Genomic DNA, 19,635 nt, shown 5'->3' with positions numbered 1-19,635 from the left:
ACGCCTCCTTACTCGACATTCATCGACAGTTCAATAACAACGTCTGGCCCTTCTTCTTGGGCACGAATAATATGTTCTTTCGTTAAAATTGTATCTTTCGAGATGAATATTTGACCGTTTGCATCCACAATATCTTTTAACACTCGTTTTCCTGTTAACATATCAATTTGTTTTCGACGCAACTCATCAAGTTCAGTTTCAACTGTTTTTGGAGCAATTTGTTCAATAAGGGGCTCTACTTGCGTCCCTTTTAGTGACAACAATTCACTCACGTCCGAAGCAACTGTTTGCTGTGCATCTTCATGAACAATTAATAATTCTTTTCCATACGTAATGACGTGATCAGCACGAACGATGCGAGATTCATTTCCAATTTGCACTTCAATCCCGGTAATTTGTCCGGTTTCTTCGTCAATATAAAACTCCGTTGCTTCGCCAAGCAATTGTCCTTTTCTTGTCATTACTTTCGCTTGTTTAATCGCAATTTTTTTATTGACAAGCTCATTCGCGATCGGAATGACGTTTAAATCGAGCACAGCTCGCTCTTCTTCAACCGTTACGGCAAACTCACCAATTCCGATGACGTTTCGAAACGGAATCGCTTTCATACTAATTTCCCAATTTTCTTGATCAACAATTAAAAAATCGACTGTTCCTTTTTCTGGGTTTAAGACAAGTGACTTCACTTGTCCGAGTTGAACTCCGTTTTGAATGCTAATGACTGGAAGACCAATAACTTGTGTGCTACTTTTCATTTTTTCCACCCCATTTTTTGTTCAGCGTAATGTATCATATGTGTTAATTGTTGTTGAATCATTGGATAAGACCCATATTGAGCATACAATTGTTTTGCAAAAAGATGTAGCTTTTCATATTGTTTTGAAGCTACATAATGCTCCATTAATACATTTGCAAATGTATAATAATCTTGTTCGTGTAAGCGAGGATGCAAATGTTTATGAATAAGCTGTTCATATTCCGCATCCGACAACGCTGGACGCATCGCGTATAAAGAAGCAAGTAAATTTTTTAGCAAAGGTTTTGGAAGTATACGTAAAGGTTCATTTGTGTTTTCTCCCGCTGTTGTTTCCATCTCGTCATATGCGCTCTGAAACGGTTGTTCTTCATAAACAACCGCTTCTTCAATCATCGGAATGTTTGTCCCTTCGTCTTGCTCGTGTAAAGCATGATCGATACTCGGAATGATATCCATTTCTTGCTCGCTCACTGTATGTACGACAAGACTTTGTAACGTCGTTTCGCTTTCATGTCGCTCGTTAGCCATTTGTTCGATCGGTTGTTCTACGATAGCGAGCGTTTCTATATCAAGCCCTTCTTTTATTTCACTCTCAAATGCTTCATCGCGTGACGTTTCATTACTTGTTTCGCTAAGCAAATCATCCCACCGTTGTTGCATGATAAACGCTTCGTCTACATCTATGTCATCGTTGTGTAACGGTTCAATGACATCGTCCATATCCGCGATCGGTTCAATCGTATCATTATATTCATCTTTTAACGGCTCGAGCGAAACGGGTTGCTCGACTTCCTGCCAATCACCCTCACTCCATTCGACATCGGTGTCATCTACTTGTTGCAACTCATTTTTCGGATTTTCTTCCACCGCTTCTTTCCTAACAAGCGGCTGTTCATCCTTTCGCTCATCTTCTCCGTCATCTTCGACAATAAAATCGTGCTCATAAATGCGTGCATAAAATAAATGACCGAGCTTTTGTTCAAGTAAATATGTACTTGCGATCACTAAAAGAAAAAGAAACAATGTAGCTTGCCATAATGGAAATTGTTCGATCGCAATGATGCCAAAAGCGCTTAATAAACAAGCGACCGTTAATACAAGAGCAATCCCTTTTTTTGTCCACCCAAAAGGCAACCGAATATAGATGGGGATTAATATGAGAAAAAAGATCGCAAAAAATAAGTACGCCAAGTCGCTCCCCCCATTCAAAATGATACAACACCTAACTCTAACATATTGTATAATAAAGTTATGTATTTTAAAAGAAGGAGAAGGAAAATGTGTCAAAAGAAAATGAATATTTTTGAACGTGGGTTTACTTTAATTGAAGTGCTCCTATCGATCGTCATTTTGTCGTTTGTTGTCAGTGGCATGTTTATGTTTTTTACAAATGCGATGACATATACGACATATAATCAATCAAAAACGGTTGCTATAAATATCGCACGCGGTGTGATTCATTATATGGAACGGCTTGATTTTCAAACAATAGCCAAATATACAACCGATCATATCACACAACAAACACCTTTTGTTCGTTTTGATGCTTCATCGTGTTCAAATTCGTCTTTATTCCCTAACGAAAATGTATGTAAAGCTGTTTTTTCACCGACGATTAACAATGTCGCATACGATGAAGAAGACGTACAAGCTTGGCTCATTCCATACGATCAAACGATATGGTCGCAAATAAAAACAAATCCACCAACTGAATTTCCTGACCCTTTAAAACAAGTGATTCAACAAGAAAAAGAAATGGCTGAAGACGTAAGCAATTATTTACTTCGTTTATATGTCACCGTTCGTTCAAACAACGAAGTAGTCGTATTAAAAGGAGTGATCGCCAATGAACGTATTCGCTAATGAACGAGGATTGACGCTGATCGAACTGCTTGTTGGGCTAGCGATCACATCGATCATTGCCGCTTCTGCATACGGCGTATTTACAGCAGGAACGAAGGCGTATAAACGCATCGGCATTGAAAATCAACTACGAAGCGAAGCGGACATATTAATGACTACAATTTTTAACGAGCTTTATACGCTGGCGCCAGACGGTTTAAAAAAAGATGAGTCAAATAACTACACACTTACATTTGTCAATCAAGTAAAAAAAGAAATTGATACAAATACAGGGCTCGTAGAAGAAAAGGAAAAAGGAAATGAGACGCTACAAATCATGATCGACGCGTCAACCGAAACGTTACAAATGAACGGCAAACAAATCACGACACCTAACTTACGAATTATTCCTGAACAATCTACATTCACTTATACGTGCATTCGAGAACAACAAAACGTATGTAAAAGCGGCATCATTTCGATTCGTTTATCTGTTCAAGACAACGATCATCGAAATCCGGATGATCCATTATATATTGAACCGTTTACGTTACAATCACAATTCGGTTTTTAAAGGGGGGGATGGATGTGAACGAAAAAGGATACAGTCTTGTGCTCGTGATGCTAACCGTCACTGTCTTTTTTATTATCGGGCTTACGATTTTATCTGTTAGCATATATCAAGCAAAATTTACACAAGTGCGTATAGAAGATGTCACATCGCTTCACGATGCCGTCAAAAACGTAGAAGAAACGATCGCTGAACTGAAAGTAAAAGTCGAACAGTTAACGTTATCAACCCCTGCGCAGCTTGATCTTGATTTAGGCAATGCACAAGCAGGTTTTTTGAACGAGCTCATGAACCGCCATGGCGTCACGATCGAAGATATAACGGATGCGAAAGGAATTGTGCGCAATCAATTATTTACGCGCGTCTTTCGCATATATGCCCCTTACGGAAAAAAAGTCGTTACACGCGAAGTAATTATTACGAATGCGCCAAGCTTTTTAAAATATGCCCTTGGCTCCCGTGAAAATGTCACATTAAATGGCGGGGCATATATTGATGGCAATATATATGCAGGGAAAAATATATACATCACAAACGTCGCTAACTATATTTACAACTCAACGCTTTATTCTGTGCAAACATCATTCCCGACGACAAGCGAAAAAAGTATATTGTTCGTTGAAGGAAATCGCTATGCATGCGATCACGGAAACGGAGCAAAAAGTTGTTACACGATATCAAACGAATTTACAAAAAACATGAACGATTTTTCATCTAGCTCCCTGTCGTTTCAATATCAAGGACCGAGCGTCCAAAAAGAACAAGAGGAGTTTATTGATGTGAACTTTGATCTCACTTTAAAAGATAAACTGCTTTCAGCAGCTGGTATTGATGCATTTGATCAAAGTAAACAAACGCAATATCAAAATCTCATTTCTTTACCATTATCAGAGCTTATAGAACAAGTAAAATCATCGTTTGTGACTGTTGTCGTTCATGACCTTATCGATTTATCAACCGCATTAGAAGGGGCAATTGCAAGCGGAAAATCTATTTTTCTTGATACGAGTACGATTCCTTATTTTGATATTTCTTCATTGACTTTAAATGATAACCAATGGTTAATTGTAAACGGCGACTTGACATTAGAAAACGCAGGAAATTCTCCTTTACAAATTTCAGGAAACATCATTGTCCTCGGCAACTTAACGATTACAGGGGAAGTGGCGTTCGATTCTACTGTTTACGTCAACGGAAATACATCGATTTACAATACGACGATTAGCGGCTTAAACGGAAAAGAAGTCGTATTATTAACAAAAGGAGAGCTCGAAATCGCCCGCGTGAACGAATTTACGAACAATTTTTCACTCACCACACCAAATTTAAAAGGATTTTTCTACACAGATAGCAATGCAGTCATTTATGCCGTCGGGTCATATATAAATATCGAAGGTGGGCTATTTGCGCGCGGGAATAGCTCAATCATTCCGTACACAGATGAAAACGGGTTAATCATCAATACGTATCGCGGGGAAACGAGCGATAGTGGAACGAATCTTTCGTTTCAAGCGCCTATATCATCAGAAGAAGAACAAAAAAAATATGCTCGCTTTGTTGTCAAACATAATAAAGATGTATTTATTAACCGCGGTCTCGGTTTACCGCTTGTCAAACAGCTTGCCGTCATCGTTGACGAACTGCGAGTACAATAGAAAAAGGAGCTACTTCGCTCCTTTTTCTTTTAGCTGTTTGATTATGTTTTCATGTTTCCAATATTGCGCAAGAGAAAGCGCTGTGTTACCCGTCTGATCTTTTATGTGTACATCGGCTCCGTAACGAAGTAAAAGCGTTACTAACTCATCATATCCGTATTCTGCTGCAACCATTAATGGCGTTTTTCCGATGTTCGTTTTTGCGTTGACATTTGCCTTTTTCCCTAATAAATATGTTGCTACGTCAATAAAATTTCGTTCAACAGCTTTATATAACGGCGTTTCACCAGATGTATTGGCGATTTCCACATTTGCTCCACGTTCATATAAAAAGCGGACAACATCCACATTCCCTGCCTGCACAGCAAGCAATAATGGCGTTTCACCTTGTTTATTTTTTGCATTGACATCAACATCGTATTGGCAAACGAGTTGAACGAGAGAAAGATTTCCACTCCCTGCAGCGATATGCAATGGGGTATTGTTTTCCTTATCTTTTTCACGCACCGTCTGTTCGTTCACCATTTGTTTCACAATTTCAATATTTTCTTCATCCCCTTGAGCCAAAGAAGAAGCAAGTGCAAAATGAAGGGGAGGAAGCGGCATGACAGCCGACTTTCCTCCAGCTTTCAATAGTTGTACCGCAATTTCACGCTGACCGTTACGCATCGCCACATCAAGCGGTGTCTCATTGTTCATTTGAAAGTTAATGTTTTTTTCTTGTTTCATATAGTCGCGAACCGCTTCCACGTTTCCTTGCTCGATCGCTTTGATGAATTTTTGTTGCCTTTCTTCTTTTGACGGGAAGCATCCGCTTAATAAGCTGATGATGACAACTAGCATCATCACTTTTTTCATACGTGTTCACATCCTTCATTAGTACAGCCAGCCGTTTTTATTTCCGCCTTTCGTTGGATCTGTCGCTTGTTCAACAATGCGAATGACTGTTGATGCCGTCCACGTTTTTCCTGTTTCATCAACGAGTTTCACCGTCAGTGGTGTTTCACCGAGACGTTTCGCAGTGACTTCCCCGTTTTGATCGACAACGGCATAGTAACTATTTTCGACAGTAAATGAACGGCTTACAATTTTTGTCGTCGCATTAGCTGGAATCGGTGCAATGTATGGCAATACATTGATCGTTTTTCCTTTTTGGACAAGTAACGTCGATGGAAGGGAAATACCTGTCAACGGCGAACCAACGTGAACGATTGCTGTTCCGATCACACCGTTGTGTGCTTGCGCTTTCATTGTCACTTGTCCTGTGCTTAGTCCTGTGACGCGACCGTTTTCATCGACAGAAGCGATATTCGGATTGGAAGAGCGCCATTCAATTGTTTTATACGTCGCATTATTTGGCGCAACCGTTGCGGTGAGCGTAACCGTTTCACCAATGTTCATATTTACAATGGTTGGTGAGACGACAACGGCAGTTACCGGAATCGACTGAATTGTGACGGTCACCGTTTTTTCAATGAGTTCATCATTTCTATTGAACGCCTGAACAGTTAACGTCGTTACCCCTTCTTTTAATCCTGTAATCGTTCCGTTTGCCCCATTCACTTCAGCATACAAGCTATTTCCTAGTGAATAAGATACCGCTTTTTTCGCATCCACAGGTGATACGGTTATTGGAATCGGAATCGTTTCACCGACATAAACAGTAAAGTTTTGAATTGTTATCGAATCGACTGGAATGCGTACAATGACCGTCATTGTCGCTGTTTTGACGTTACCGAACATATCTTTTACTTTTGCTGTCACTTGTGCTGTTCCTTCTTGTATTGCGGTAATGACGCCGTTTTGGTCAATCGAAATGACTTGCCCATTACTATTTTCGCTCCATTCTACTGATGCAATTGTCGCTTCTTGCGGCAAGACGTTTAACAATAGCCGCGCATTTTTCGGCACACCACGGTTCACAAAAATTGTGCTTGGCAGCGTTGCATCTGTCACTTTGTAATCAGAAACGAAAGATACGGCATTAAACGATAAATTGACGACTTGCGTATTTATATCTTTGTATGTCAGTTTAGCTTGTGAGAGCGAAAACGTTCCTTTCGCCGTCGGTTTCACTTGAATCGTAAACGTTTGCGGTTCAGCAATATACGTTGTTCCTGACTTAACAAACGAAATATCAGGCAACGTTCCTTTAATTGTATAGCCTTCTGTCAACGTTCCTTGCTTTGTAAATCCGTTTGGCATTGAAACAACTTCGATGCCTGCTGGCAATTTTTCTTCAAACGCGACGTTCGTTACGTTTAACAACGTATTCGTTAATAAAGATAACGGTTTTGGTGTTAACGTATATTGCATCGCGATCGGTTCGTTAACAGGTGTGAGCGTTTTTGAAATCGTTCGACTAACTTCGATATTTGCCGATACTTTTTCAATGATCACTTGAAATTCTTTTGTTACTTTTGCTCCGCGCGCATCTGTTGCTTCAATTTTAATCGTCGCTGTCCCACCGTTTGGCATATTGTGCGGAATGGATTGAATGATCGTCGTGCCGTTTGGCACATTGTTTTGGGCATACACTTCTCGACCGTTTAACCATACTTTCGTGGAAAACGTTCGGTCAACTAAATCTAAATCTTCCACTTTATACGATAGCTCAATCGGCTGGTTGCTCGGAATTTTTTCGTTTTCTTTCGGTGTGATGACTGTCAACTGCGGTGCATGGTTCGAACCGAAAAACGCACGATACATCGTATTGACGAATAGTTTTTGTTCTTCTTCTGGAAAGGCTGACGTTGTTCCTACATGTCCCGTTCCCGAATATGTGACGTTTCCGTTTGAATACGTATAGTAGTGGTTCCAGCTATCATATACGTCTCGCGGAGACCCATCAATATTATACCACGGGATTACTGCTTCATTTTCTAAGTTAAGCGTATAATATTGGTTGTGCGTTGTGGCAATGGTAATGCTGTCACCTAATGTATATGGGTAATTTGTCATTAAACCACTATTCACTTGTTTTGTCTTTGTTGATGCATTCGGTGCACCGTTTCCTAAGTCCGTTTGTGGTTGAATTTGTTGAACGATTGGACCGAATTCATTGACCCATACGTTATTCGATCCGAACATGACATCGTGTGTAAACATAACGCTTTGACCGGATTGGATAAAGTTTTTAACGGACTGGACTGTATTTGGATTTAGCTGAATAATGGAGCCACATCCGTTATAACAATCGGCAAACCCGAAAATAATCATATCATATTTTCCATTAATGACTTCGTGTGAGTAATTCGGTTCGTACGTTTTGCTTCTCTGGAAATTCTCTAATGTTGTTACATCAATACTAATATTATATTCGTTCGTACGACTTAAAAAGCTCGGGTTCATATTTTTCGTATTCAATAACGAACTCGCATCGTTCCCTTTACGAATTTGTAATACTTTAATATTTGCGACAACATCTTGAAACTTCACAAACCCTTTTTCATAATCTTTTAATGCACTTGTTTCATCAACAATTTCTACTTTCCAATAACGCGGACCTGAATATCCTGCTGGAAGCGTGTATGAAATCGTTCCTGTTGCGCCTTGTACTTGTTTAGACGCGACAATTTCTTCACTTGTATATTTGTCGTTAAAATCAGAATCAATATATAAGTTTACAGTTAGCAATTTATTTTGAAATTGCGTATAATTGGTGATTTGGTATACGAACGACAATGTGTCCCCTTTTTTATACGTTTGTGTAGAAGATGGAGCATTTGCTAACACGAAATGAGGACGTTTCATACCATTTGTCGCAAAATAGTTTTTTATGTTCGTATTCGTTGTAAAGAAAATAACATTTTGCTTTGTCTTCCATGCATTTGATTGAGAGTAACTATACAGTTTACTTGTTGGATATTTTTTCACACTACTGTCATGAAGAAAAACAGGTAACCCTTTATCAATATAAAATGTTTTTATTTGCCCAGCTTTTAAATCTGTAATGTCATTTAAAATATTCGTTGTATTATGAGATGCACTTCTATTGCTATTACTTGTCATTCCAAGCTTCGTCGGATTATAATCTCCACTCGAAATAACGATCGCATCATATTTCCCGTCTAATTCGTCCCGCAAAGCGACAAAGCGCTTCATCGTCATCGTCGTCACGTTTATATTCGACGTACTTCCTAGTTCTTTTTTCAATGGTGACGAAGATAATTGATCGGCATGACTAACAATTTCGAGCACATTGTATGTGATATTATCAGTAGCTCGCACAGTGATGGCAGGAATAAACAATGGAACAAGCAAAAGAAGTGTTAAAAACACCGAAACAGCTCTTTTCACCTACCTCTCCCCCTTTCAAAAGTCCTATTTTTTATCTATTATACCAGTAATCTTGCCATTATTTATATTTATTTTTTATAAAATTTCGTACGTTTGAGATGAAATAAAGCGAACCTGTAATTAAAATGATGTCGTCTTTTCCCGCTTGTTTTCGTTTTTCTTTTAGCCATTGCTTCCAATCGTTCGTGCATTGAACGTTTGGATGTGTCGCTTGTTCCGCTAGTTGTTCAGCGGAAAGAGCGCGTGGAAAATCAAATGTTGTAAACGTCAGCGTATGTGCAATCGTTTCTAGTTTTCGAATCATCGCTGTGACTGGTTTATCCCCTAACGCTGTAAAAAGGACATGCACACGATGGTTCGGATAATGAGCGTTCATTGTCGCCACGAGGCTATCGATTCCTTCTTCGTTATGCGCCCCATCAATAATAATAAGTGGGCGATCGTTCATCTTTTCAAATCGTCCAAGCCACTCGGCTTTCCGAACGCCGTTATACATATGTTCTCGCTCAATCAAAAACGAATAATACGTGCGTAAATAATCAGCCGCCATTAGCGCAAGTGCTGCGTTTTTCACTTGATGCCCGCCAAACATCGCCGTCGTGACATCATGATATGTCGTAAACGGTGTTTGTAATGAAAAACGTTCCCCATCGCTCGTCGGTTCATGAGCGAAAACGGTAAAATCGCGACCGAGCGCATATACTTTCGAACGTACAGATACTGCTTTTTCCTCTACGACCCGTACAGCTTCAGGCTGGTCGATCGCAGTTACAACAGGGATCCCTGCTTTTATAATTCCCGCTTTTTCAAATGCGATTTGTTCAAGTGTATTCCCTAATATATGTATATGATCGTAACCGACATTTGTAATCACCGATAAGAGCGGATAAATGACGTTCGTCGAATCTAAGCGACCACCAAGTCCTACTTCAAAAATGACGACGTCTTGTACGTTCATTTTTCCAAAGTAATAAAGCGCCATAGCCGTAATGACTTCAAATTCAGTCGGACCACCTAATTCCGTCTGTTCTAATTCTTCTGCCAAAGGTTGAATGACTTGGACGAGTTTCATTAAATCAACGTCACAAATCGGTTGCCCATTGATGCTAATCCGTTCATTAAATTGTTCAACATAAGGCGATGTAAATGTTCCGACACGATACCCTGCTTCTTGTAATATATGACGTAAAAAACAAACGGTTGAACCTTTTCCATTCGTTCCACCAACATGAATTGCTTTTATGCGGCGTTGTGGATGACCGAGTTTTTCCATCATCCATTCCATTCGTTTCAATCCCGGCTTTACGCCGAATGATAAACGACTATGAATCCAATCGACTGCTTCTTTACATGTGCGAACCATCAAAAATCCCTCCTGTGCAAAATGAAAGACGAACCCAAAGTGGATTCGTCTTCATCATAAAACTATTGCTTTAATTGTGCAAGACGGGCGCGAACAGCTTCACGTTTTTCTATATAGTCGCGCTCTTTTTTCCGCTCCTCTTCGACGACGTGCGCTGGCGCTTTCGCTAAAAATCCTTCATTGCTTAATTTCTTTTGCACACGCTCGACTTCTTGATCGAGTTTTTGTAACTCTTTTTCGAGGCGTTTCACTTCTTCTTCAATATTAATTAATCCTTCAAGCGGCAAGCTTAGTTCCGCACCTGTCACAACAGCTGTCATCGCTTTTTCAACAGTTGGAATCGCTGTGCCAATCACAAGTTCACTCGGATTGCAGAAACGCTCAATATATGAGCGGTTTTTCTCAAGCGTTGTTGCAATGTGCTCATCTTTCGCTTTAATGTGTAACGTAATTGGCTTGCTTAATGGAGTATTTACTTCAGCGCGAATGTTACGCACCGCGCGAATAATATCAACAAGCAAACGCATTTGCTCAGCAGCTTCATGATTGCTTAGTTCAGGACGAACTTGCGGCCACGGAGCAACTGTAATCGACTCTCCTTTATGCGGAAGCTGTTGCCAAATTTCTTCCGTTACAAACGGCATAAACGGATGAAGGAGGCGCATCGTTTGATCAAGCACATAAGCAAGCACCGAGCGCGTCGTCTTTTTCGCTTGTTCATCTTCACCGTATAACGGTAACTTCGCCATCTCAATATACCAATCGCATAAATCATCCCAAATGAAGTTATATAACACGCGACCGACTTCGCCAAACTCGTATTTATCTGCAAGTTTTGTCACCGTTTCGATCGTTTCATTTAAGCGCGTTAAAATCCAATGATCTGCAACCGTTTTTTCACCGTTTAAGTCGATGTCATCATACGTGAATCCTTCCATGTTCATAAGCGCAAAACGAGACGCATTCCAAATTTTATTGACAAAGTTCCATGTCGCTTCAACTTTTTCTGTGCTAAAGCGCAAATCTTGACCCGGCGCGCTTCCTGTCGCTAAGAAATAGCGAAGCGAATCCGCACCGTACCGATCGATGACATCCATCGGATCGACGCCATTGCCAAGCGATTTACTCATTTTCCGTCCTTGCGCATCGCGCACTAATCCGTGAATAAGCACATCTTTAAATGGACGTTTTCCAGTAAACTCTAACGCTTGGAAAATCATGCGCGATACCCAGAAGAAAATAATGTCATAGCCTGTCACGAGCACATCTGTTGGGTAATAGCGATTGTAATCTGCCGATGTTTCATCTGGCCAACCCATCGTCGAAAACGGCCAAAGCGCAGAGCTGAACCATGTATCTAATACATCTGGATCTTGCTCCCAATTTTCGATATCTGCTGGTGGCTCATGATCTACATACACTTCGCCCGTTTCTTTATGGTACCATGCTGGAATGCGATGTCCCCACCAAAGCTGACGGGAAATGCACCAGTCACGAATACTTTCCATCCAATGTAAATACGTTTTTTCAAATCGTTCCGGAACGAAATTTACTTTTCCTTCTGTTTTTTGTAGTTCAATGGCAGCTTCAGCGAGCGGCTTCATTTTCACAAACCATTGCGTCGATAAATACGGTTCAACGACTGCACCGCTACGCTCACTATGACCGACTGCATGCATATGTTCTTCGATTTTAAATAGCACGCCTTGTTCTTGTAAATCTTTCACGATTTGTTTTCGGCATTCGAAACGATCAAGTCCCTTATATTGAAGGGCGTTGTCGTTCATTGTACCGTCTTCGTTCATCACAAGAATGCGCGGCAAGTTGTGACGGTTGCCGATTTCAAAGTCGTTTGGATCGTGTGCTGGCGTAATTTTGACCGCCCCTGAACCGAACGACATATCGACGTATTCATCGCCGACAATCGGAATTTCACGACCAACGATCGGTAAAATGACTGTTTTTCCAATAAGGTGTTTGTAACGCTCATCTTCTGGATGAACCGCAACTGCTGTATCGCCAAGCATCGTTTCCGGACGCGTCGTTGCCACTTCAATATAGCCAGAACCGTCCGCAAGCGGATAACGCATATGGTATAGCGCACCTTGCACATCTTTGTATACTACTTCAATGTCCGATAGCGCTGTTTTCGTCACCGGATCCCAGTTAATAATATATTCGCCGCGGTAAATGAGCCCTTTTTTATATAACGAAACGAATACTTCCCGCACTGCTTTTGATAACCCTTCATCAAGCGTGAAGCGCTCGCGCGTATAATCGAGCCCAAGACCGAGCTTCGCCCATTGAGAACGAATATGTCCCGCATATTCTTCTTTCCACTTCCATGTTTCTTCCACAAATCGTTCACGCCCTAAATCGTAGCGTGTTTTTCCTTCGTGACGAAGCTTTTCTTCTACTTTCGCTTGCGTCGCAATTCCCGCATGATCCATGCCCGGAAGCCATAAGACGTCGTACCCTTGCATGCGCTTCATCCGTGTAATAATGTCTTGTAACGTCGTATCCCACGCATGTCCTAAATGAAGCTTTCCTGTCACATTTGGCGGTGGAATGACGATCGTAAATGGCTTTTTCTTCTCATCGCTTGTTGCCTCAAAAAACTTTCCTTTTAACCACCATTCATAACGATTTGCCTCGACAGCACGGTGGTCATATTTTGGCGGTAACATAAAAAATCCCTCCTTCACTAAAATAAAAAACTCCCTTCATCCGAAAAGGACGAAAGGAGACTCTTTCGCGGTACCACCTTTTTTCTTAAGCGATGCTTAAGCACTCAAATCGATAACGGCGACGTGCCGGCTTCTTCTACTATCGTTCAAAGAAGCAGCTCCGGGGCGACCTTCCGACGACCACAAACCTAGGAAATCTCGCAGCTATTGATTTCCCTCTCTGCAAGGCGGGTTACGCCGTACTCTTCCCTATCTTCGCTTTTTTCTATTCATACATAATACTATATAAAAATCATACGAATCGTCAATAAGGTTTGCCACATTTTCACTCTTTTATACATATGATAAAAAAGAAAAGCCCCTCGAAGGAGCAAAACGTGTAAAAAGGATGTGAGCATATGCGTAAACGTTACAATCCGTACGCTTGGCCACCGTGGCTTAGAAAACTTCGCTTTATTGCTGAACAATGCATCATTCCGATTACCGTTGTTCAAGCGATCCGTACCGTTTTATTTCCAACAACAATCGACGTTATTTTACTCGCTATTTTCATTTTTCTTTCATTCGCTTTACATTACGATTGGATTTGATTTGTTTGCTTTTCTTCTTCCCACTTTCCGATGACATATTCGATGTTTTTCATTTGCCAATACGCTCGTTGCCAAACAGCTGTCATTTGTCGATGATGTCGCTGTTGCTCGTATCGATGAATGAGACGAACAAACCGATATGGATCCACAAGTAAATGAAAAAATAAAAGTCGCTCATCTTCTTCAAGTGCTAATGTTTGTTCATATTGTGAAAGCCATTGTACAGCGTCATCACATGTCATCGGATACGTTTGCAAATATTGTCGAAAAAATAAAAGTAAATCATGAAATGGAGGCGCCCAGCGCGCTTGTTCAAAACTAATAAAATATGATGTTCCGTCGTCTCGCTCGACGTAATGTTGAAACGATGGACGACCGTGAATATAACAAATGCGAACCGTCTTTTTTTCCCGCATTCGCTCGCGCCACTCATTTAACGTATGTTCAGAAAATGTAATGGCGCGCATGATGTCGAGGAAATGAGTGCAACATTGTAGTTGAAACGGAGACATATACCATTGTTTTTCACATGTTTCTATATAATGAGTCAATGTTTTTTTAGCGTCCTCAAGGGAAAGTTTGCTTTCTTCGTAATACCGCTCAATTTCTGTTTCAGTCGTTTGTATTTCTTTTAACGAATGTTTATGCCATCGTGCCAAATCGTGAAAAAACGACGACCCCGGATCCGTTTTTTCTTTTAGCCACGGCATAATATAGTACCATTGCCCATCTCGCTTTTTCGTTTCATAAATCGGAATGGCGAGCGGTATGCGTAAGCGATGGGCTTGCTCAATCGCCTGCCAATGTGCCAAAGATTTCACTCGTTTAAGCGCATATGTTCCATTTGTCGTTTTCCATCTCTCTACATTCTTATGTTGTTGCACCGTTTGCATCATCATGCAACCCTTTTACACTTTACTTGGCGTTGGAATGTATAACAACTGACCTTCGTGTATATCCGCACCGCTTTCTAAATGGTTTGTGCGCAACAACTGTTGGACAGATACATCGTATCGCTCGGCAATCTTGTCCAACGAATCACCTTGTTGGACAATACAAATTTTTAAACGAGCAAACGCCTGTTCTTCATTTTTGCCGAATAGCTTTGTTAAGTACAAGGCGTTTTCATTTCGTTTTTCGTTTGTATCTCTCCCTTTCATTTCAAGTTGAAACGGTTGTTTTTCTTCTTTTTGTTCTTCCGCTCGTTCGACTTCACCGTCATCTTCTACTTGCTCATGTTGAAAAGACGGTTCTTCTACTTGTTCGCTTTCTTCATGAAACATATAAAATTTCGGAACGTTGACGATACTCCCTTGTTCTTCTTCTGTTTCTTCCTGTTGATATACTTCTTCCCGAGCAACAGCTTCAAACGGCTCGAAATCGTCTACGTTGTACGGCTCCCATTCGTCATCTTCGCGATCATGATCCATTTGAATGCCGTGAATCGCTACTTCTGCAATGAAACGTAATTCATGCTGCCTTAAATCATAATCGAACGATTCAATCATTACATATACTTGTTCAATGTCATCAATTCGCTCTTTCGGTACGGTAACGTCGATCGGGAATTGATGCAAAAATTCACCAATTTGTTCATCATTTATACGTACATGTTCCACATAGCGAACCGCTTCAAACGGTTGATCGACGTCTTCGTCTTCTTCTCGTTTCGTATATTCTCCCGATAACTCTAGCACACCGCGAATATACACATAATCTTCTTGTTCCTCAATCGTAATCGTCGGCTGTAGCGAAATGGATAATAATTGATCAACGTGATGTTCACGTCGAAAGGCAATCGCTTCTTCAATTGAAAAACGCAACATGCTCATCTCTCCTTCAACGTCCAAGTCATTTCACATTACTATGAGTATGAGAGGGAAAAAAGAAGTATGCATAAAAAAAGCGACGCCTTATAGGCAATCGCTAATTTTTGCAAACGCACGTCGCGCTGCTTCAATCGTCTTTTCAATATCTTCATCTGTATGCGCAGTCGACAAAAACATGCCTTCAAATTGAGATGGTGGCAAGAAAATTCCTTCGTTCGCCATTTCTTGATAATAGCAAGCAAACAAGTCTAAATCGGATGTTTTCGCTGTTTCGTAATTGATGACACGCTCATTTGTAAAGAAAATGCCGATCATCGAGCCCGCTTGGTTAATTGTATGTGGAATGCCATACGCTTTTGCCGCTTCGCTTAGTCCTTCTGCTAACCGATTCGCTTTTTTCTTGAACGTTTCGTATGTCTCTGGCGTCAATTGACGCAACGTTTCATAACCTGCTGTCATCGCCATCGGATTTCCCGATAACGTGCCCGCTTGATAAATTGGACCGCTTGGCGCAATTTTCTCCATAATATCGGCACGACCACCGTATGCGCCAACTGGTAGTCCACCACCGATGACTTTTCCAAGACATGTTAAATCAGGAGTGACACCATAATATCCTTGACCGCTATAATAGTCTACACGGAAACATGTCATCACTTCATCAAAAATAAGAAGTGCACCGTATTCGTTCGTCACATCGCGCAATCCTTGTAAGAAACCAGGCTCTGGTGGAACAACTCCCATGTTTCCAGCGACAGGTTCTACAATGACAGCTGCGATATCTTCTCCAAACTTTTCAAACGCATAACGTACGCTTTGTAAGTCGTTGTACGGGACGGTAATCGTATGTTGGGCAATCGTTTCTGGCACTCCCGGGCTATCTGGCAAGCCGAGCGTCGCGACACCTGATCCGGCTTTAATTAAAAGCGAATCACCATGTCCATGATAACAACCTTCAAATTTCACAATTTTATTTCGTCCTGTATACCCCCGCGCTAAACGAAGAGCGCTCATCGTCGCTTCCGTTCCTGAGCTAACCATGCGAATGATTTCAATGGACGGCATGCGCTCCATCACAAGTTTAGCGAGTTCATTTTCGATTAACGTTGGGGCCCCGAAACTTGTTCCCGTTTCTGCTACTCGTTTTAACGCCTCGACAACTTGATCGTTTGCATGACCTAAAATAAGCGGTCCCCACGATAAAACGTAATCAATATATTCGTTTCCATCAATGTCGTAAATTTTTGATCCTTTTCCTCGCGCCATAAAAATCGGATCCATTTTCACCGATTTAAATGCGCGCACCGGGCTATTTACCCCACCAGGCATCAGTTTCACTGCTTCAGCATATGCCGCTTTGGAACGTTCATAGCTACGCATCACTTTTCCCCCTTTAACCAACGAGCAACATCTTTCGCAAAATACGTTAAAATTAAGTCCGCTCCGGCTCGCTTCATGCTCGTTAACATTTCAAGTACAACTGCTTTTTCATCGATCCAACCGTTTTGTTCCGCTGCTTTCACCATCGCATATTCCCCGCTCACGTTGTAAGCAACGATCGGCAAATGGAAATGGTTTTTCAAGTCGCGAATAATGTCTAAATAAGACAGTGCCGGTTTCACCATTAAAAAGTCGGCTCCTTGGTCCACATCTGCTTGCGCTTCACGAAACGCTTCTAGACGATTAGCAGCATCCATTTGGTACGTTTTACGATCCCCGAATTGTGGTGCGCTATGCGCGGCATCACGAAACGGTCCGTAAAATGCAGAAGCATATTTGACCGCATAAGACATGATCGGGACATATGTAAATCCTTCTTCATCTAACGCTTGCCGAATCGCTGTGACAAACCCATCCATCATATTGGACGGTGCGATGATGTCCGCTCCGGCTTTCGCTTGACTTACTGCTGTTTTCGCTAACAATTCGAGCGTATCGTCATTAATAATCGTCCCGTTTTCTACGATACCACAATGGCCATGGCTCGTATAATGGCATAAGCACGTATCAGCAATAACAACAAGTTCAGGAAACGCATCCTTTATCGCACGAATAGCACGTTGAACGATGCCGTGCTCACAATATGCTTGCGAAGCGATGTCATTTTTTTCATTTGGTACACCAAACACGATAATGGAACGAATGCCTAAGTCAACAGCTTCGCTCACATCTTCAAGCGCATAATCGAGCGACTGCTGATACACACCAGGCATGGATGGCACTTCATTTTTTATTTTTTCTCCTTCGATGACAAAAATCGGATAAATGAAATCTTCCGTATGGAGATGTGTTTCACGTACCATAGCTCGCAAATTGGCCGTTTGGCGCAAACGTCGATGACGTGCAAATTGCATATTATTCACTCCTTGTAAAATATTGATGAAGTTGTTCAACCATCTCGTCGATTGTATATGTATGTGGACAAACGTGAACAGGAAGTCCAAGCTGAAGTGCAGTTTGTTTCGTAATCGGACCGATACATGCGATTGTGACGAAAGACAAGTCAACGTTTTCCCCTGCGATCGCTTGTGCAAAACTATGTACCGTCGATGAGCTTGTAAACGTGATCGCATCAATCATTCGTTGCTGAAGAAAATGAATGAGTTGTGGTTTTGCTTCTTCGTTGTATGTCGTTTCGTATACAATCCAATCGGTCACGTTCGCTATGTTGCTTAATTGCTCGCGCAACGTATCGCGCGCTAAGTTTCCTTTCACAAGCAAAACGCGCGCATGCGCTGAAAGCAACGGCTTTAACGCTTCGGCCAAACTTTCAGCCACAAACTCATTTGGAATCAAATCAACAACGACGTTTCGTTTTTGCAATGCTTTTGCTGTTTTTTCTCCTACCACTGCCACTTTTGGCCACGTTGACGGCTTCATTTCGCCAATGTGCTCGAAAAAGTATTTGACGCCGTTTTGACTCGTAAATACGATCCAATCAAACGTATGCCACTTATGCAACAATTCCTGATTCGTCTGTTCCGCTCGTACGATGCGAATTAACGGCAGTTCCACAGGAATCGCACCGTATCGTTCTAACGTTTGCGATAACGCTTTTGCTTGCGCTTTCTCGCGCGTCACAAGCACCCGTTTCCCCCGAAGCATTTACCCCAGCTCCTTTAACACACGTTCAATGAGCTGTTTCGCTCCTCGTTCGATTAATCGCTGTGCCGCCTCCATGCCTACTTCTTCTGGTTCTGTTCCTCGCACAACTTCTTTTAACACTTCTGTTCCGTTCGGCGTCGCAACAAGCGCTGTAAGCACGACGATCTCCCCATCCACGTACGCATACCCAGCCACAGGAACTTGGCAACCGCCTTCAATGCGCTGTAAAAATGCGCGCTCTGCACGAACAGCGCGTTCTGTCTGCTCGTCAGTCAACTTGTTTAACCAGTGCAATAACTCTGCATCATCTTCTCGACATTCAATAGCCAACGCCCCTTGTCCAACAGCTGGAACACATATGTCAGTCGGCAAATATTGTGTCACTACTTCTTTCGCCCAGCCCATGCGATGCAAACCAGCAGCTGCTAATATAATCGCATCGTACTCATCTGTTTGTAGCTTTGCTAAACGAGTATCGATGTTGCCGCGAATCCATTGAATCTTCAAGTCTGGGCGGACAGATAACAGTTGTGCCGAGCGGCGTAAACTGCTCGTTCCAACAATCGCTCCACTTGGCAATTGTTCAAACGGAATATGCCCTTTCGAAATAAGCACATCGCGATGATCTTCACGCTTCGGCACACATCCGATCATTAATCCGTCAGGTAGAACGGCCGGCATATCTTTCATACTGTGAACCGCAAAATCAATTTCGCCATCTAGCATCGCCTGTTCAATTTCTTTTACAAACAGCCCTTTGCCTCCGACTTTCGATAACGTCACATGTAAAATTTGATCGCCTTTTGTGACAATTTCTTTTACTTCAAATTCAAATGGCGCACCGAGCTGTTTCAGTTGCTCGATGACCCAATTCGTCTGGGTTAACGCTAACTTGCTTCGGCGCGAACCAACAATGATTTTTCTCATCATGCTTTCC

At 41.7% G+C, this 19,635-nt stretch carries 16 protein-coding genes and 1 other annotated feature; of the genes, 4 read left to right on the top strand and 12 right to left on the bottom strand.

Going from position 1 to position 19,635, the window contains the following annotated elements; translation table 11 throughout:
• Positions 1 to 8 precede the first annotated feature (8 nt).
• Together JV16_RS02720 and JV16_RS02715 are read right to left on the bottom strand one after the other, a co-directional pair.
• Positions 9 to 755: a PRC-barrel domain-containing protein gene (locus tag JV16_RS02720; RefSeq protein WP_042534128.1), complete on the bottom strand. Its 747-nt coding sequence runs from the start codon at positions 753 to 755 to the stop codon at positions 9 to 11.
• Positions 752 to 1,948 carry a hypothetical protein gene (locus JV16_RS02715; RefSeq protein ID WP_042534126.1) on the bottom strand — a complete coding sequence of 399 codons (1,197 nt, stop codon included), beginning with the start codon at positions 1,946 to 1,948 and terminating at the stop codon, positions 752 to 754. Before JV16_RS02715 ends, JV16_RS02720 begins: the two co-directional genes overlap by 4 nt.
• An 87-nt stretch (positions 1,949 to 2,035) precedes the next feature.
• Between JV16_RS02715 and JV16_RS02710 the strand changes: the two genes are divergently transcribed.
• The 3 genes from JV16_RS02710 to JV16_RS02700 are packed head-to-tail and all read left to right on the top strand — an operon-like array spanning position 2,036 to position 4,825.
• Complete coding sequence (locus JV16_RS02710; protein WP_042534125.1) at positions 2,036 to 2,620, top strand: type IV pilus modification PilV family protein; 585 nt, start codon at positions 2,036 to 2,038, stop codon at positions 2,618 to 2,620.
• Complete coding sequence (locus JV16_RS02705; protein WP_042534124.1) at positions 2,604 to 3,173, top strand: PulJ/GspJ family protein; 570 nt, start codon at positions 2,604 to 2,606, stop codon at positions 3,171 to 3,173. Before JV16_RS02710 ends, JV16_RS02705 begins: the two co-directional genes overlap by 17 nt.
• Before the next feature lie 14 nt (positions 3,174 to 3,187).
• Positions 3,188 to 4,825, top strand: a complete 1,638-nt coding sequence (locus JV16_RS02700) for a hypothetical protein (protein WP_042534123.1) — start codon at positions 3,188 to 3,190, stop codon at positions 4,823 to 4,825.
• Positions 4,826 to 4,834: 9 nt separating this feature from the next.
• Here the strand turns inward: JV16_RS02700 and JV16_RS02695 are convergent, their stop codons facing one another.
• The 4 genes from JV16_RS02695 to JV16_RS02680 all read right to left on the bottom strand — a co-directional run bounded on the left by JV16_RS02695 (position 4,835) and on the right by JV16_RS02680 (position 13,174).
• On the bottom strand, positions 4,835 to 5,683 hold the full coding sequence (locus JV16_RS02695) for an ankyrin repeat domain-containing protein (RefSeq protein ID WP_042534121.1): 849 nt from the start codon (positions 5,681 to 5,683) through the stop codon (positions 4,835 to 4,837).
• Between the two features lie 18 nt (positions 5,684 to 5,701).
• A complete protein-coding gene (locus JV16_RS02690; protein ID WP_042534120.1) occupies positions 5,702 to 9,124 on the bottom strand; it encodes a DUF5057 domain-containing protein in 3,423 nt (1,140 codons plus the stop codon).
• 58 nt (positions 9,125 to 9,182) lie between these two features.
• Entirely contained in the window at positions 9,183 to 10,487 is a 1,305-nt protein-coding gene (locus JV16_RS02685; protein ID WP_042534118.1) for a bifunctional folylpolyglutamate synthase/dihydrofolate synthase, read from the bottom strand.
• Positions 10,488 to 10,549: 62 nt separating this feature from the next.
• On the bottom strand, positions 10,550 to 13,174 hold the full coding sequence (locus tag JV16_RS02680; RefSeq protein ID WP_042534116.1) for a valine--tRNA ligase: 2,625 nt from the start codon (positions 13,172 to 13,174) through the stop codon (positions 10,550 to 10,552).
• Positions 13,175 to 13,216: 42 nt separating this feature from the next.
• Positions 13,217 to 13,439 (bottom strand) — a binding site (T-box leader).
• A 133-nt stretch (positions 13,440 to 13,572) separates the two neighbouring features.
• Here JV16_RS02680 and JV16_RS02675 point away from each other — a divergent pair.
• On the top strand, positions 13,573 to 13,764 hold the full coding sequence (locus tag JV16_RS02675; RefSeq protein ID WP_021093856.1) for a hypothetical protein: 192 nt from the start codon (positions 13,573 to 13,575) through the stop codon (positions 13,762 to 13,764).
• On the opposite strand, the gene JV16_RS02670 is transcribed toward JV16_RS02675, so the two are convergent.
• From JV16_RS02670 to hemC, 6 genes are all read right to left on the bottom strand, one after another.
• On the bottom strand, positions 13,749 to 14,663 hold the full coding sequence (locus tag JV16_RS02670; protein WP_042534114.1) for a protein kinase family protein: 915 nt from the start codon (positions 14,661 to 14,663) through the stop codon (positions 13,749 to 13,751). The two genes, JV16_RS02675 and JV16_RS02670, sit on opposite strands and share 16 nt — an antisense overlap.
• 9 nt (positions 14,664 to 14,672) lie before the next feature.
• Positions 14,673 to 15,590, bottom strand: a complete 918-nt coding sequence (locus JV16_RS02665; RefSeq protein ID WP_021093854.1) for a LysM peptidoglycan-binding domain-containing protein — start codon at positions 15,588 to 15,590, stop codon at positions 14,673 to 14,675.
• An 87-nt stretch (positions 15,591 to 15,677) separates the two neighbouring features.
• Positions 15,678 to 16,973, bottom strand: a complete 1,296-nt coding sequence (hemL, locus tag JV16_RS02660) for a glutamate-1-semialdehyde 2,1-aminomutase (protein ID WP_021093853.1) — start codon at positions 16,971 to 16,973, stop codon at positions 15,678 to 15,680.
• Complete coding sequence (gene hemB, locus JV16_RS02655; protein ID WP_021093852.1) at positions 16,973 to 17,947, bottom strand: porphobilinogen synthase; 975 nt, start codon at positions 17,945 to 17,947, stop codon at positions 16,973 to 16,975. Before hemB ends, hemL begins: the two co-directional genes overlap by 1 nt.
• A 1-nt stretch (position 17,948) precedes the next feature.
• Positions 17,949 to 18,698, bottom strand: coding sequence for a uroporphyrinogen-III synthase (locus tag JV16_RS02650; protein ID WP_021093851.1), 750 nt, complete (start codon positions 18,696 to 18,698; stop codon positions 17,949 to 17,951).
• Positions 18,699 to 19,625 carry a hydroxymethylbilane synthase gene (gene hemC, locus JV16_RS02645; RefSeq protein WP_035062873.1) on the bottom strand — a complete coding sequence of 309 codons (927 nt, stop codon included), beginning with the start codon at positions 19,623 to 19,625 and terminating at the stop codon, positions 18,699 to 18,701.
• Between the last annotated feature and the right edge of the window lie 10 nt (positions 19,626 to 19,635).

The sequence above is a fragment of the Anoxybacillus ayderensis genome, from assembly GCF_000833605.1.
GTDB lineage: Bacteria > Bacillota > Bacilli > Bacillales > Anoxybacillaceae > Anoxybacillus > Anoxybacillus ayderensis.
This window is presented reverse-complemented; position numbering and strand designations above follow the sequence as displayed.

Coding starts and splice junctions, on each gene's coding strand:
- JV16_RS02705 (WP_042534124.1), top strand. CDS start 2,604: ATGAACGTATTCGCTAATGAACGAGGATTGACGCTGATCGAACTGCTT.
- hemC (WP_035062873.1), bottom strand. CDS start 19,625: ATGAGAAAAATCATTGTTGGTTCGCGCCGAAGCAAGTTAGCGTTAACC.
- JV16_RS02650 (WP_021093851.1), bottom strand. CDS start 18,698: ATGCTTCGGGGGAAACGGGTGCTTGTGACGCGCGAGAAAGCGCAAGCA.
- JV16_RS02665 (WP_021093854.1), bottom strand. CDS start 15,590: ATGTTGCGTTTTTCAATTGAAGAAGCGATTGCCTTTCGACGTGAACAT.
- JV16_RS02710 (WP_042534125.1), top strand. CDS start 2,036: ATGTGTCAAAAGAAAATGAATATTTTTGAACGTGGGTTTACTTTAATT.
- JV16_RS02695 (WP_042534121.1), bottom strand. CDS start 5,683: ATGAAAAAAGTGATGATGCTAGTTGTCATCATCAGCTTATTAAGCGGA.
- JV16_RS02685 (WP_042534118.1), bottom strand. CDS start 10,487: ATGGTTCGCACATGTAAAGAAGCAGTCGATTGGATTCATAGTCGTTTA.
- JV16_RS02675 (WP_021093856.1), top strand. CDS start 13,573: ATGCGTAAACGTTACAATCCGTACGCTTGGCCACCGTGGCTTAGAAAA.
- hemL (WP_021093853.1), bottom strand. CDS start 16,973: ATGCGTAGCTATGAACGTTCCAAAGCGGCATATGCTGAAGCAGTGAAA.
- JV16_RS02720 (WP_042534128.1), bottom strand. CDS start 755: ATGAAAAGTAGCACACAAGTTATTGGTCTTCCAGTCATTAGCATTCAA.
- JV16_RS02670 (WP_042534114.1), bottom strand. CDS start 14,663: ATGATGATGCAAACGGTGCAACAACATAAGAATGTAGAGAGATGGAAA.
- hemB (WP_021093852.1), bottom strand. CDS start 17,947: ATGCAATTTGCACGTCATCGACGTTTGCGCCAAACGGCCAATTTGCGA.
- JV16_RS02680 (WP_042534116.1), bottom strand. CDS start 13,174: ATGTTACCGCCAAAATATGACCACCGTGCTGTCGAGGCAAATCGTTAT.